This is a genomic window from Rhizobium sp. SRDI943, from assembly GCF_057653695.1.
This window is the reverse complement of the sequence record NZ_CM172787.1, coordinates 343,355-356,713: the sequence shown is the minus strand read 5'-3', so window position 1 is coordinate 356,713 and position 13,359 is coordinate 343,355. Positions and strand designations below refer to the sequence as shown.

General features: G+C 61.2%; 17 protein-coding genes. 4 read left to right on the top strand and 13 right to left on the bottom strand.

Going from position 1 to position 13,359, the window contains the following annotated elements; genetic code table 11:
• Positions 1 to 111 precede the first annotated feature (111 nt).
• The 13 genes from fliP to flgF form a co-directional block, all read right to left on the bottom strand.
• Positions 112 to 849 carry a flagellar type III secretion system pore protein FliP gene (gene fliP / locus AC245Y_RS01820; protein ID WP_003556541.1) on the bottom strand — a complete coding sequence of 246 codons (738 nt, stop codon included), beginning with the start codon at positions 847 to 849 and terminating at the stop codon, positions 112 to 114.
• Positions 846 to 1,352, bottom strand: coding sequence for a flagellar basal body-associated FliL family protein (locus AC245Y_RS01815; RefSeq protein WP_012756065.1), 507 nt, complete (start codon positions 1,350 to 1,352; stop codon positions 846 to 848). The genes fliP and AC245Y_RS01815 overlap by 4 nt, the downstream gene beginning before the upstream one ends.
• Positions 1,353 to 1,364: 12 nt before the next feature.
• On the bottom strand, positions 1,365 to 2,081 hold the full coding sequence (gene flgH, locus AC245Y_RS01810; protein WP_003556536.1) for a flagellar basal body L-ring protein FlgH: 717 nt from the start codon (positions 2,079 to 2,081) through the stop codon (positions 1,365 to 1,367).
• A complete protein-coding gene (locus AC245Y_RS01805) occupies positions 2,078 to 2,620 on the bottom strand; it encodes a MotE family protein (protein ID WP_012756064.1) in 543 nt (180 codons plus the stop codon). Before AC245Y_RS01805 ends, flgH begins: the two co-directional genes overlap by 4 nt.
• Positions 2,617 to 3,738, bottom strand: coding sequence for a flagellar basal body P-ring protein FlgI (locus tag AC245Y_RS01800; protein WP_003556532.1), 1,122 nt, complete (start codon positions 3,736 to 3,738; stop codon positions 2,617 to 2,619). The genes AC245Y_RS01805 and AC245Y_RS01800 overlap by 4 nt, the downstream gene beginning before the upstream one ends.
• Positions 3,735 to 4,217 (bottom strand): flagellar basal body P-ring formation chaperone FlgA, encoded by a 483-nt coding sequence (gene flgA, locus AC245Y_RS01795; RefSeq protein ID WP_012756062.1) that lies wholly within the window; start codon positions 4,215 to 4,217, stop codon positions 3,735 to 3,737. Before flgA ends, AC245Y_RS01800 begins: the two co-directional genes overlap by 4 nt.
• 16 nt (positions 4,218 to 4,233) lie before the next feature.
• A complete protein-coding gene (gene flgG / locus AC245Y_RS01790; RefSeq protein WP_017992942.1) occupies positions 4,234 to 5,022 on the bottom strand; it encodes a flagellar basal-body rod protein FlgG in 789 nt (262 codons plus the stop codon).
• 19 nt (positions 5,023 to 5,041) lie between these two features.
• Positions 5,042 to 5,383 (bottom strand): flagellar hook-basal body complex protein FliE, encoded by a 342-nt coding sequence (gene fliE / locus AC245Y_RS01785; RefSeq protein ID WP_003556525.1) that lies wholly within the window; start codon positions 5,381 to 5,383, stop codon positions 5,042 to 5,044.
• A gap of 2 nt (positions 5,384 to 5,385) precedes the next feature.
• A complete protein-coding gene (gene flgC, locus AC245Y_RS01780; protein ID WP_003556520.1) occupies positions 5,386 to 5,802 on the bottom strand; it encodes a flagellar basal body rod protein FlgC in 417 nt (138 codons plus the stop codon).
• 4 nt (positions 5,803 to 5,806) lie between these two features.
• Complete coding sequence (flgB, locus tag AC245Y_RS01775) at positions 5,807 to 6,199, bottom strand: flagellar basal body rod protein FlgB (protein ID WP_012756060.1); 393 nt, start codon at positions 6,197 to 6,199, stop codon at positions 5,807 to 5,809.
• Positions 6,200 to 6,465: 266 nt separating this feature from the next.
• Positions 6,466 to 7,008, bottom strand: a complete 543-nt coding sequence (locus AC245Y_RS01770) for a hypothetical protein (RefSeq protein WP_012756059.1) — start codon at positions 7,006 to 7,008, stop codon at positions 6,466 to 6,468.
• A gap of 2 nt (positions 7,009 to 7,010) precedes the next feature.
• Positions 7,011 to 8,411: a flagellar protein export ATPase FliI gene (gene fliI, locus AC245Y_RS01765; protein WP_017992941.1), complete on the bottom strand. Its 1,401-nt coding sequence runs from the start codon at positions 8,409 to 8,411 to the stop codon at positions 7,011 to 7,013.
• 119 nt (positions 8,412 to 8,530) lie between these two features.
• On the bottom strand, positions 8,531 to 9,265 hold the full coding sequence (gene flgF, locus AC245Y_RS01760; protein WP_012756057.1) for a flagellar basal-body rod protein FlgF: 735 nt from the start codon (positions 9,263 to 9,265) through the stop codon (positions 8,531 to 8,533).
• A gap of 253 nt (positions 9,266 to 9,518) precedes the next feature.
• Here flgF and motA point away from each other — a divergent pair, with 253 nt between their 5' ends.
• From motA to fliG, 4 genes are all read left to right on the top strand, one after another.
• Positions 9,519 to 10,391, top strand: coding sequence for a flagellar motor stator protein MotA (motA, locus tag AC245Y_RS01755; protein WP_003556508.1), 873 nt, complete (start codon positions 9,519 to 9,521; stop codon positions 10,389 to 10,391).
• Positions 10,392 to 11,342, top strand: coding sequence for a FliM/FliN family flagellar motor switch protein (locus AC245Y_RS01750; protein WP_017992940.1), 951 nt, complete (start codon positions 10,392 to 10,394; stop codon positions 11,340 to 11,342).
• Positions 11,343 to 11,407: 65 nt separating this feature from the next.
• A complete protein-coding gene (gene fliN / locus AC245Y_RS01745) occupies positions 11,408 to 11,992 on the top strand; it encodes a flagellar motor switch protein FliN (RefSeq protein ID WP_017992939.1) in 585 nt (194 codons plus the stop codon).
• A gap of 28 nt (positions 11,993 to 12,020) precedes the next feature.
• Positions 12,021 to 13,061 (top strand): flagellar motor switch protein FliG, encoded by a 1,041-nt coding sequence (fliG, locus tag AC245Y_RS01740; RefSeq protein ID WP_017992938.1) that lies wholly within the window; start codon positions 12,021 to 12,023, stop codon positions 13,059 to 13,061.
• The last annotated feature ends 298 nt before the right edge of the window (positions 13,062 to 13,359 follow it).

Genomic DNA, 13,359 nt, shown 5'->3' with positions numbered 1-13,359 from the left:
TTTCAGACGCGTAACGGACGCTGTAGCTCTTTGAATTGCTGCATAATGAGAAACCCGCCGGAGCGATCCGGCGGGTTTCTCATTGGCGAATATCCAAGCGGCGGCAGCCGGTCAGCTGAACGAGCGCACCAGGCTGCCGACGAGCAGGTTCCAGCCGTCGATCAGCACGAAGAAGAGAATCTTGAAAGGCAGCGAGATCGAGGTCGGCGGCAGCATCATCATGCCCATCGCCATGGTGATGGTCGCGACGATGAGGTCGATGACGAGGAACGGCAGCACGACGAGGAAGCCGATCTCGAAGCCGCGGCGAATTTCGGAAATCATGAAGGCCGGGATCAGCACGCGGTAGTCGATCGGATCGGTCGTCTGGATATTCTGTCCGCGTTCGCGCGCCAGATCGACGAAGAGCGCCAGATCCTTGTCGCGGGTATTGGCCGCCATGAAGGTGCGGAAGGGTTCGGCGATACGCTGGACCGCTTCGGTCTCGTTGATCTGATTGGCAAGCAGCGGCTGCACGCCGTTCTGCCAGGCCTGATCGAAGGTCGGCGACATGACGTAGAAGGTCATGAACAGCGACAGCGACAAGAGGATCATGTTGGAGGGCGTCGAGGAGAGGCCCATCCCCGAGCGCAGGATCGAGAAGGCGATGATGAAGCGCGGAAAGCTCGTCACCATAATCAGGATGCCCGGAGCGACCGAAAGAATGGTCAGCAGGCCGAATGTGCGGATGATCCAGGCGGCGACGGAGCCATCGACCGGCACGTTCAACAAGTCAGTCGGCAGCTGCTGTGCCACCGCCAGTTCCGGTACCGCCATCATGGCGGCAAGGAAAACTATGAGACGAATCATTCGATGACAAATGTCCTGAACATGACCTTCGATACCCGCCCTTGCGAGCGAAGGTCAACACGTTCCTGTATGTCATCCTTGAGATATTGAAAGCCGCGCGGCCCCTCGATCTGCTGGAGGGAAACGGTCCTGATATAGGCGAGGATATCCTGGTGAATATCCTCGGAAACCTTGACATCCGGCGGCCCGTTGAACAGCAGCGCGACTTCGAGTCGCACCCAGTTTTCTGAGGGGTAGGCGAGGTTCGAGGTGATCGGCTCGAGCTGGACGACGTTGTTGGCCTCGGTCGAGATGCGCGCCAGGCCTTCCTCGGCCTTCTTCTTGGCCTCAGCATCCTTGGCCTGCTCGACCTCCTTGGCGCCCTTGATGTTGGGCGCGACGATCGTGCCGACCGCCCAGCCGCCGCCGGCGCCGAGCAGGGTCAGGACGGCGATGCCGATGATCGTCATCAGCGCGCCGGATTTCTTCTGCGATTGACCTGCGCTTGCGTCTGGCTCTGCCATCGTCGTTCAGCCTCAAAGCGGCGAGAAAAGATCGACGGCCTGCTGGCCGCGCGGAGGCTGCTGCACTTCCATCAGACGGCCGCGGCCGCCGTAGGAGATGCGGGCTTCGGCGATCTTGTCGTAGGAGATCTGGTTTTCGGCATTGACGTCCTGCGGACGAACGATACCGGCAACGTTCAGGATGCGCAGTTCCTGGTTCAGGCGGACTTCCTGCGAGCCTGATATGACAAGGTTGCCGTTTTCGAGAATGCCGGTGACGACGGCGGCGACCAGAAGGGTGAGCTTGTCGGTGCGCTCGATCTTGCCCTTGCCGTCGGTGCTGGTGTCGGAACCATAGGTGAGGTCGGTCTTGGACTCGGGCGTCCAGCCGAAGATCTGGGCGTTGACGTCCCAGTTCATGCCGCTCGAATTCTTCCGGCTGCGGTTGGTCTCGTTGTCGAAGGAGCCCTTGTCGTTGATCTGGATGTCGACGGTCAGGATGTCGCCGACGTTCAGCGCGCGCGCATCCTTGAAGAGGGCGGCCTGCGAATCGCTCCACAGCGAATAGCCCTGCGCCACGGCGCGCGGCTGCTTCGGATAAAGCGCCATCTGCGGCGTCTGCCCGTAGGCAAGGCCGCTGCCGATCGGGCTCATGGCAGGCGCACGGCCGATCTCGCTGACCGCCGTCGGAGACTGGCAACCTGCAAGGAGTGCGAGGGCGGCGATCGCGGCCGGGAAACGCATATTCATGAAGGATCCTTCGACGTATTGGGATCGGACGCACTGGCGATGACGCTGGCGATGACCGCGGCCTTCTCAGGGTCCATCTCGTTGAGGATGAGGCTCGACTGACGCGGCCCGAGCCGCATGATCACGGCGGAGGCCACCTCGATCTTCATGTCCTGCAGTTGGAGTGCGGCCGCATCCGGCTTCATCTTCCTGTAGATTTCGGTGAGGCCGGCCTCCGCCTGCTTCAGGAAATCGTCGCGCCGCTTCAGCCAGTCCTGGTACTCGGCCTTGCGCTTGTCCATTTCCGCCATGCGGGCGTCAATGTCGGCGCGAAGCTTTTCCAGTTCCTGCTTCTGCAGGAGGTAACGCTGGTCGCGGGCGGGCTCGGCGATGTTGGTGCAGAACTGCTTGATCTCGTCCTGGGACGTGATGTCGCCGGCCGGCGCATGTTCCTGCGCGAAGGCGCTGGGGATCGACAGAAGGACGAGGCCTGCGGCGGGCAGCGCCAGCCGGCGCAGCAATTGCAAAACCGTCATGTCGGGGTTGATGATATCAATCATTGCAGCACAAGCTCCGCCTGCAGGGCGCCCGCCGACTTGATGCCCTGGAGAATGGCGATGATGCCATCCGGTTTCACGCCGATATTGTTGAGACCGGCGACAAGGGTCCTGAGATCCGGACCATCGATGATGGCGACGCGCCCGCCGGTCTGCTCGGCCGCAATATCGGTCTGCGGCTGGACGGCGGTCCGGCCTTGCGAGAAGGGTTCGGGCTGGATGATCTGCGGCGTCTCGGTGACCTGGACGGTCAAGGTGCCGTAGCTGACGGCGACCGGCGAGACGCGGACGTCGGACCCGATGACGATCGTTCCGGTGCGTTCGTTGATGACCACCTTGGCCGGCGTGTCGGTCTCGACGATGAGATTTTCAATATCGGCCATCAGCCGGGTGAGATCGGCTGTGCGCGGCTTCTGGATCACGACTTCCTGCGAATCCTTGGCTTCGGCGACCGGCCCGCCGAAGCGCGCCGAGGCATAACCGTTGACGATGTCGGCGATGCGGATCGCCGTCGAGAAGTCGGGGTTGCGCAGCTGCAGGACGAGATTGACCGAGTCCTTGAAGCGGGAGGGCAGTTCGCGCTCAATGATCGCACCGCCAGGCACGCGGCCGGCGGTGGTGACACCTTCGGTCACGGTCGCCGCCTGACCCTGCGCCTGAAAACCGGAAACGATGGCGGCACCCTGCGCAACGGCGTAGATCTGGCCGTCGGCGCCGGAAAGCGAGGTCATGACGAGCGTGCCGCCGCGCAGCGACGTCGCATCGCCGAGCGAGCTCACCGTCACGTCGATGCGGCTGCCGGGGCTTGCGAAGGGAGGCAGGTTGGCGGTGACCATCACGGCCGCCGTGTTCTTGGCGTTGGACTGGCCGCCCTGCGTCGAGATGCCGAGATTCTGCAGCATCGCGCGCATCGACTGCTCGGTGAAGGGCGAGGACCGGAAGCCGTCGCCGGTCCCTTGCAGGCCGACGATGAGGCCATAACCGATCAGCTGGTTATCGCGGCCGGCCTGAAGCGAGGCGATGTCCTTGATGCGGGAAGTCAGCGCCCAGGCGGGCGCGACATCAGCCAAACTCATGGCGAGAACCGCGACAAGGGTGACGAAGCGGAAGAACAATTTCATTTTGCCCTCACATGGACCGTGCCGTCCGCAAGCACCGTGCCGCTGACGATGACGCCGGAGTCCATATTGCGCGCGCGGACGACCTGCCCGGTCGTGCCGTCTTCGAGCGGCGTGCCGGCGGCGGAAATCGTCAGCGCGCCGAACGACAGGACCAGGCGGATCGAAGAGCCGCGCGTCACCGTATAGGCCTCGCGCAGGCCCGAAACCGAAATCGTCCGGCCCGGTAACAGCGTGCGCTTGGAGACCATGCCTTCGACCTGGGAAATGGATTTGGCATAATCGCCGGCGAGGTTGGGGTTGGTGACCTCGACCTCCTGAAGCTGGCTGGACGACAATGTGTCGCCGGGGTAGATGATCGTCGTCGGAACGACGGCATAACCCATGCCGGCATCCACGTCCGCGGGCAAGAAAATGCCCGCGACTGCGATCGTGGCTGCCGCCACCCATCCTGAGATGTGTCCTGCCCGGCAAAACATCATGTTTCGGCCCTTCCCCTTACTTCAGGTTCTTGCTGACGATGGAGGCCATTTCGTCAGCGGTGGTGATCACCTTGGAATTCATTTCGTAAGCCCGCTGGGCCGAGATCAGCTCGGTGATTTCCTTCACCGGGTCGACGTTCGAGGACTCCAGGTAACCCTGCTTCATGTAAGCGAAACCTTCCTCGTCGGGATTGCCGACGACGGCTTCGCCGGAGGCCGGCGTTTCCTGGAAGAGATTGTCGCCGAGCGGCTGGAGACCCGCCTCGTTGACGAAGTCGGCAAGGGTCAACTGACCGAGCACGGTCGCATCCGCCGCACCCGGCAGCTTGGCCGAGACCTGGCCGGAGCGGCTGATCGTCAGCTCGGTCGAGCCCGTCGGAATGGTGATCCCGGGAAGGACCTCGTAGCCGTCGATGGTGACGAGCTGGCCCTGGTCGTTCTTGTTGAAGGCGCCGGCGCGGGAATAGAGCGTCGTCCCGTCGGTCGACTGGATCTGGAAGAAGCCCTTGCCGATCAGCGCTACGTCGAGATCGTTGCCAGTCTGGGTCAGTTCGCCCTGGAGATGCAGGTTGCGGACCGCCGAGGTCTGGACGCCGAGGCCGATATTGGCACCTTCCGGAACGACGGCCTGGTTGGCGCGGTTGGCGACACCCTTGGCACGTTCGGTCTGATAGAGAAGATCCGAGAATTCGGCGCGGGCGCGCTTGAAACCGGTCGTATTAATGTTCGCGATGTTGTTCGCGATGACTTCCAGATTGGTCTGCTGGGCATCCATGCCCGTTGCTGCGATGGCGAGCGCTCTCATGTGTTCGTCCTCAAATCAGTTACATCTGCATCTTGGTGACTTCGAGAAAGGCCGAGACGACCTTGTCGCGGATGGCAATCGCGGTCTGCAGCGTCTGCTCGGCCTGGAGCATGGAATCGACGACTTCACGCGTCGTCGCCGTGCCTTTGATACCGGCAAAGGACATGCTTTCCGCACCCTTCAGGCTGCTGACCGCGTCGCTCGCCATGTTACCCATGACGGAGGCGAAGCTCATGCCGTTGGCCGCACCTGCGGCGCCCGGCATGGTGGCGGCAGACGACGAGGTGGAATTTTCGGTGTCGACGGCGCCGAGCGCACGGGTCATCGAAAGGTTGCTGACGTTCTGGACGCTGCTGATCATTATTATTGGCTCTTCAGGAGGTCGATCGTGGAGGAGATGAGATCGCGGGTCTGTTTGATGGTCTGCAGATTGGCGTCATACGAGCGGTTGGCTTCGCGCATGTCGGCCATCTCAACCAGGATATTGACGTTCGGCAGTTTGACGACGCCCTTCGGGTCCGCAGCCGGATTGCTGGGGTCGAACTCAGTGCTGAAGTCGCCTTCGTCGACGCCGACCTTTTTGACGCCGACAGTCTCGACACCGTTGGTGCGATCCATCTGCTGGCCGAAGGTGATCGTCTTGCGGCGATAGGGATCGGCACCGGGCGTGTCACCCGTCGAGCGGGCATTGGCGATGTTTTCCGAGACGATGCGCAGCCGCGTCGACTGCGCCTCGAGCCCGGAACCGGCGATTTTCATTGCTGCTGAAAGCGGATCCATAACTTTACTTCCTGACGGTCATCAACATCATGCGGTTGAAGGAACTGACCAGCGAGGTGTTCAGATCGTACTGACGCTTGATATCGCCCGACTTGGAGAGCTCCTCGGCCAAACCGACCGTATTGCCGGATTCCTGGACACCGATTTCCTGGTCGAGCGCGGCATCCTTGACGTCGATATCGCCGCTGTCGCTGAAATCGTTGCCGCTGAGATGCGCCGGATTGGTGCGCGCCATGTTGATATTGGAATTGTCGAGCACCGCATCAAAGGGCGTAACGTCCTTGGCGTGGAACTTCGGGGTATTGGCATTCGCGATGTTGCCGGCAACAACCTGCTGACGAATCGTCAGCCATTCCGCCTGCCGCGAAGCCAAGTCGAAAAGTTGGATCGGTTGCATGAGAACTCTCCGTTTTTACTGTCCCGAACCTAGTGCGGTAATCTTGCGTGGGACTTACGGGAATTCAGGCTTCGAGGCGGCTTTCGGCGAAGGCCGCCGCTATGACGGCGCCGCGCGTCTTGCCGATGCGCCAGGACGCTGTAACTCTCTGAATTGCTGAGTCATTTCCCCAAATCGGAATCGATTTAAGGAATGACGCAGTAAAAAACAGGGGCTCCGGCCGGTCACGGCGGAGCCCCTGTTGCCTTCCGCGTTTGCGGACAGGTTCAATTGTTCTGGTAGGTCTCGCCCTTGGAGGTGACGATCACCCATTTGCCGTCGCGCTGCTCGAGTGTCGCAAGGCGGCTTTCATCGGGCAGGATCGAGCCGATGCGCACCACATACATGCCGGAGGGATCCTCGATCAGCGCCCGGCCGTTGGAAACATGCAACAGCCGGAAGGACGATTTGCCGGGGAAGGGCTGATCCTCCTGTATAGCGCGGCCATCGCGCTCCTTGCCGAGATCGGAGACCGTCGCCGTCGTCAGCGGATCGATCGGCGGGGCCTTCTTGTCCGCTTCGTTCTTGTTGACCATGGCAAGCGGCGAGACGCTGAAGACGTTGCGGGCCGGCCAGTCCGGCAGTTCGCGCGAATTGCTGCTGCTGGCGACATTGATGCCGAACTTGTCCGCGTTGAAGAAGACGTACCAGGGAAAGAAGGCGGAGGCGCCGGCAAGCGCCAGGCCGGCGAAGGTCAGAAACCGATCCAGGATGGCGGCTTTCCTGCGCTGCTTCAGGGAAGCAATGCGTTCGTCGTCGAAATCAGCCACGTCTAGCCTCTCCTCTGAATAGGGGCGCCCTGATTGCCCATGCCGGCTGCAGCCTTGAGCGCACCGGCGAGATCGGCGAAAGCGTCGAGCGAGTCGCGGTCGCCCGGAGACTGCTTCAGGACGTCGTAAATGATCGGCACCTGCTTGATCGCCATGTCGAGATCGGGATCAGCACCCTGACGGTAACCGCCGATCATGCGCAGATCGCGCGTCTCTTCGAAACGGTGGATCAGCACCTTCAGCCGCGATACCAGCTTTTCCTGATCCGGCGTCCAGGCCTTGCGGGCAAGACGCGAGATCGAGGCGAGCGGATCGATCGGGGGATAACGCCCTTCTTCGGCGAGACTGCGCTGCAGGACGATATGTCCGTCGAGGATGCCGCGGGTCGAATCGGCGATCGGGTCATTGTGATTGTCGCCGTCGACAAGGATCGAGATGATCGCGGTGATGGTGCCGGCGCCCTCGGGACCGGGACCGGCGCGTTCCAGTAGGCGCGGCAGCTCGGTGAAGACGGAGGCGGGATAACCGCGCGCGATCGGCGGCTCGCCGGAGGCGGTCGCCACCTCGCGGATCGCATGGGCGAAACGCGTGACGCTGTCGATGATGAAGAGGACGTTCTCGCCCTTGTCGCGGAAATGCTCGGCGATAGTGACCGCCGTCAGCGGCGCCATCTTGCGCAGCATCGGGCTCTCGTCGCTGGTGGCAACGACGGCGATCGCCTTCTTCATATTGCTGCCGAGCGTATCCTCGATGAATTCGCGCACCTCGCGGCCGCGTTCGCCGACAAGCGCAATGACAACCTTGTCGAAAGCATCGGCGCGGGCGAGCATGGAAAGAAGCGTTGACTTGCCGACGCCGGAGCCGGCGAAGATGCCGAGGCGCTGGCCGAGGCAGAGCGGCGAGAAGATGTCGATCGCGCGTACGCCGGTCTTGAAGCCGGTCTCGACACGCTTGCGGGTCATCGAGGGCGGCGCGGTATTGGAGATCGAGCGGCGATCGAGGCCCTCGGCGATCGGGCCCAGCCCGTCGATCGGCTCGCAGAGCGAGTTGACGGTGCGCCCGCACCAGCTGTCCGTCGGTGCAATGCGGAAGGCGCCCTTGCGGATGACGGTATCGTGGATGCCGATCGGCTCGCCGGGTTCGATCGGGCAGACATAGATCAGTTCCGGCTCGACGCGCACGACTTCGCCGAGATGGATGCCGGTCGCCGATTTATGGGCCACGAACTCGCCGAGACGAACGTGGCGGGAGAGACCGTGAACCGTGTAGTGGCCGGCAGCGATGGTCTGCACGCGACCGCCATGGGCAACCGCAAACTCCGGCGATGCGTATCGGTCGACGAGGCCCGCCAGATGCGCCAGCTTCGGAGAAAGACCGTCCATAGACAGTAGCGTGGTGCTCATGCTTCAAATCCCGCCCTGAAATACGTTGCGTGCAGCTCGCGGCATGCGACGTATTTTGGGTCTTTGTTCTTGTGCATGTCGTTCTCTCAAAACCGCCAAACACTTTTGGACGACATGCATTAGCGGCTGCCGCCAAGCGTCTGGACGGCTTCCTTGAAGGAATCCTCGCTGTCGCGCATCAGCGATGAGACGCTTTCGAAGGCGCGGTTGACTTCGATCAGCTGGGTGATCTCGCGCATGGCGTTGACGTTGGAGTTTTCGAGATAGCCCTGCTCGACACCGACATTGAAGCGGTCGACGACGGCGCGCGGCTGGTCGGTGGTCATGATGCCGCTGTTTTCGTAACGCAGGTAACCCTTGCTGATATCGGCCTCGAACAGGCCGAGCGAAGCAACCTGGCGGTCGGCCTGATAGATGATGCCGTCCGTACCGACGGCCGGCTCGCCACCCTTCGTGTTGAGCTGAATCGGCGCGCCGCCGGCGTCAAGAACCGGATATCCCCTTATCGAGACGAGTTCGCCGGTATCCTTGATCGTGAAGCGGCCGTCCCTCGTCAGAACGCGGCCGGCCGGCGTATCGAGCGCAAACCAGGCATCGCCCTTGATGGCGAAATCGAGCATGTTGCCGGTGTGCTGCAACTCGCCATTTCCCTCGTTCAGGTAGTCGTTGCCCTGGGAAACGAAGGCCACCTTGGTGTTCAGCTTGTTCTTAGTGGCCGCCACCATCTCATCGAACTTCACCTCGGTGGCGCGAAAACCCGTCGTGTTCACGTTCGCCATGTTGTCTGCGATGGTGTTCAGACGCTTTTCGAGAGCCATCTGCGACGACAGAGAAACATAAAGACCGGATTGCATGTCGGTAAGCTCCAAGCATTGGCGATGAACGGAACGAAAAGCCGGGGTCGTCTCATGTGGTTCGGCCGGGATTTCGCTGAGGCGGCATCTCAGAAACGGGCGCGGGCACCCATTCGTCTCCTTTAGACTGACGGCAGATGCTTGCGCGAAGCTGGCACGCGGAAATGCCTTGCGATCTGGCCTTTCATCAGCCTCACGCAAGGCAGAAACCCTATCGGTCTAAAAGAAAAGCAACGTTCAGATTGGGCTGACGATGAACATCATTATCGGATTTATAGTGACTTGCGGCTGTATCGTCGGCAGCTTCATGGCGATGGGCGGCGAAGTGGACGCGCTGTTCCAGCCCTTCGAATTCCTCATCATCGGCGGCGCCGGCCTCGGCAGCTTCATCATGGCGAACCCGATGAAGGTGGTGAAGGACTCAGGCAAAGCGCTCAGCGAAGCCTTCCGGCACGCCGTACCGAAGGAACGCAATTATCTCGATACGCTCGGCGTGCTCTATTCGCTGATGCGCGACCTGCGCACCAAGTCGCGAAACGAAATCGAAGCCCATATCGACAATCCGGCCGAATCGACAATCTTCCAGTCGGCTCCGACGGTTCTGAAGAACAAGGAGCTGACGGCGTTCATCTGCGACTACGTGCGCCTGATCATCATCGGCAACGCCCGCAGCCACGAGATCGAGGCGCTGATGGACGAAGAGCTCAACACAATCATGCACGACAAGATGAAGCCCTACCACTCGATCCAGATCATGAGCGATTCCTTCCCGGCGATCGGCATCGTCGCGGCTGTTCTCGGCGTCATCAAGGCGATGGCCCATATCAACGATTCACCCGAAGTGCTCGGTCATCTGATCGGCTCGGCACTCGTCGGCACCTTCCTCGGCATTCTCTTGTCCTACTGCGTCTGCTCGCCGCTGGTCTCCCAGATCAAGGTCGTGCGCAACAAGCAGCACCGCCTCTACGTCATCGTCAAGCAGACGCTGCTTGCCTATATGAACGGCTCGGTGCCGCAGGTCGCTCTCGAATACGGCCGCAAGACGATCTCGGCTTACGAGCGTCCTTCCATCGACGCGGTCGAGCAGGAAATGATGAACCCTGGTGGCGAAAACAAGGCGGCTTAAATGACTATGAGCAATGCTTCGCACGACAAACCGGCAATGGATCCTGCCCTTCTCGCCAAGCTGACAGGCGGGCTCGGCGACAGAGGCGGAGTTGCCAAGATCTGCAGTTCCTTCGGGGAAATCTACAGCGAATTCTTTCCCGACGTCATCAAAAGCGAGACCGGCCTCGACGTGACGGTCAACTATCTCGGCTGCGAGATCGGCTACAAGAACCACCTGATCGAAGATCTGAGCGCGAACGTCACGCTGGTCGATGCGACGCTGCGCAACTGGTCGCAGAACATCACGCTTGCCTGCGGCAACGGCTTCGTCATCACGCTGATGGAGCACCTGCTGGGCGCCACCGCCGATACGATCGAGGAACCGGCCGACCGGCTGCTTTCGATCATCGAGCTCGATCTGGCGGTCATGGTCTTCGACAAGATCGCCAAAGTGCTGCGCTCGGCCGTCAACGCGCCGGGCGGCTTCGAACCGAGCCTTTCGGCCCCGCACGCCCTTGACGCGCGCGCCCGGCCGCCGGAAGATCGTCCGGACGAATTCGCCGCTGCCATCAACATGTCGATCACGCTTGCCGGCATCGTTTCGGAATTCGCCTTGATCGTTCCGCAGACGGCGCTGCTCAAGACCAAGGTGACGCCGCCGAAGCCGAAACGCCAGGCCACCGGCAAGTCACCGGAATGGACTGAGCAGCTCGGCGACCAGGTCCGCCGCTCGCATGTCACGCTCGAGGCGAAGATCAGGCTGCAGGACCTGACGCTTCGCACGATATCGAAGCTGATGGTCGGCGACGTCATTCCGTTCCGCGACCACGGCGACGTGCGGGTCGAGGTCAGCGCCAACAGCAAGGAATTGTATGTGTGCGAGTTCGGGCGTTCAGGCGAAAATTACATGGTCCGCGTCAAGGATACGGTGAACTCGGATGACGAACTCATCCGTCATTTAATGAATTAATCGGTTCTCTGGCTTTTGGGCTGCAAAGGCAGTTTGAGGCAAGTTTCAACTGGAATAGTGATTTCATGGCTACGAAGAAAACACAGCAGAACAGCGAGCTCTCCCTGGATCTTCCGGGCAGCGAAGCCGATCTCGATCAGGCGATCGACGATCTGCGCGGCGTACTGAAGCAGGATGCCGACGGCGACCTGCCGCAGTTTGGCGACGACCCGCAGAGCGACCCGTTCGCAGCAGGAACGGACCTGGCGGCCTTCGGCGGCGAGGCTTCGGAAAGTCCTTTCGGCGGCGACGATTTCGGCGGCGATTTCGGCGGCAGTGCGAGCTCGGCTGCCGGCATGGATTTCGGCAGCAGCCCCTCCTTCGAGGAGTCACCGGCTCCACTCGGCAGCGCTTTGAATTCGAACTTCGACCTGATCATGGACATCCCGATCGACGTCCAGATCATGCTCGGCACCAGCCGCATGCAGGTCTCCGGCCTGATGAACCTCAATGAAGGGGCGACGATCGCCCTCGACAAGAAAATCGGCGAACCGGTCGAGATTATGGTGAACGGCCGCAGGATTGCACGTGGCGAAATTACGGTGCTTGATAACGACGACACGCGATTCGGTGTGAAGCTGATTGAAGTTTTGAGTACGAAAAAAGCCTGATCCCTGTGTGGGACGGAGAGGTTAGACCATGATGGACTTTGACGATTTCGGCGGCGCATTAGCCGGGAAACCGTTGACCCAGGCTGAAAAGGCGGCGGCTGTTCTTCTCGCTATGGGAAAGGGAGTCGCCGGCCGGCTGTTGAAATATTTCACCCAGGCCGAACTGCAGACCATTATCTCATCCGCCCAGTCGCTGCGCGCCATTCCGCCGGACGAGCTGCTGTTGCTCGTCTCCGAGTTCGAAGACCTCTTCACCGAGGGCGCCGGACTGATGGACAATGCCAAGGCAATCGAAGCCATTCTTGAAGAAGGCCTGACGCCCGACGAGGTCGACAGCCTGCTCGGCCGCCGCACTGCATTCCAGGCCTACGAAACCTCGATCTGGGATCGCCTCAGCGAGGCGGAGCCGACATTCGTCGCGCAGTTCCTGCTGCGCGAGCATCCGCAGACCGTCGCCTATATTCTTTCGATGATGCCCTCCTCCTTCGGCGCCAAGGTGCTGCTGCAGCTTCCCGACAATCGCCGCGCCGACATCATGAACAGAACGGTCAATATGAAGACCGTCAGCCCGAAGGCTGCGCAGATCATCGAGAACCAGGTCATGACGTTGCTTGCCGAAGTCGAGGCAGAGCGCAATGCGGCCGGCTCGACGAAGGTCGCCGATCTCATGAACGAACTCGACAAGCCGCAGGTCGACACGCTGCTGAGCTCGCTCGAATCGATCAGCCGCGAATCGGTCAACAAGGTTCGCCCGAAGATCTTCCTGTTCGAGGACCTCATGTACATGCCGCAGCGCAGCCGCGTCATGCTGCTCAACGACATCTCGACGGATGTGCTCACCGTCGCGCTACGCGGGTCGCCCCCCGAGATCCGCGAATCGGTTCTCTCCGCCATCAGCCCACGCCAGCGCCGCATGATCGAATCGGATCTGCAGAGCGGCATGGGCGGCATCAATCCGCGCGAGATCGCGATTGCCCGCCGCGCCGTGGCGCAGGAAGCGATTCGCCTGGCCAATTCCGGCCAGATCGAGCTCAAGGAAAAGGAAGGCGACGCTTCGGCGGCCGCCTAAAGTGCGCCGCGATCTTTCAGATTCGCTCCTCGCGCTTTAGGTCCTTGTTTTTACGCATGTCGTGGTCGCAAAACCGCTGCACACTTTTGCGCGACATGCTTTGGCGCTTCGAGACTGTTGACAAATCCGGCATATCGAACGGCGGCTGTTGATCGCCGTGCCACGGGCGGCTACCCTTCCAGCAACAGACCGTGCTCTAAAGCGCGTCGCATAGAACTCGGTTCCTGCGACGCGCTTTAGGTCTTTGTTCTGATGCATGTCGTCATCCCAAAAGCGCTGCACGTTTTTGGGCGGCATG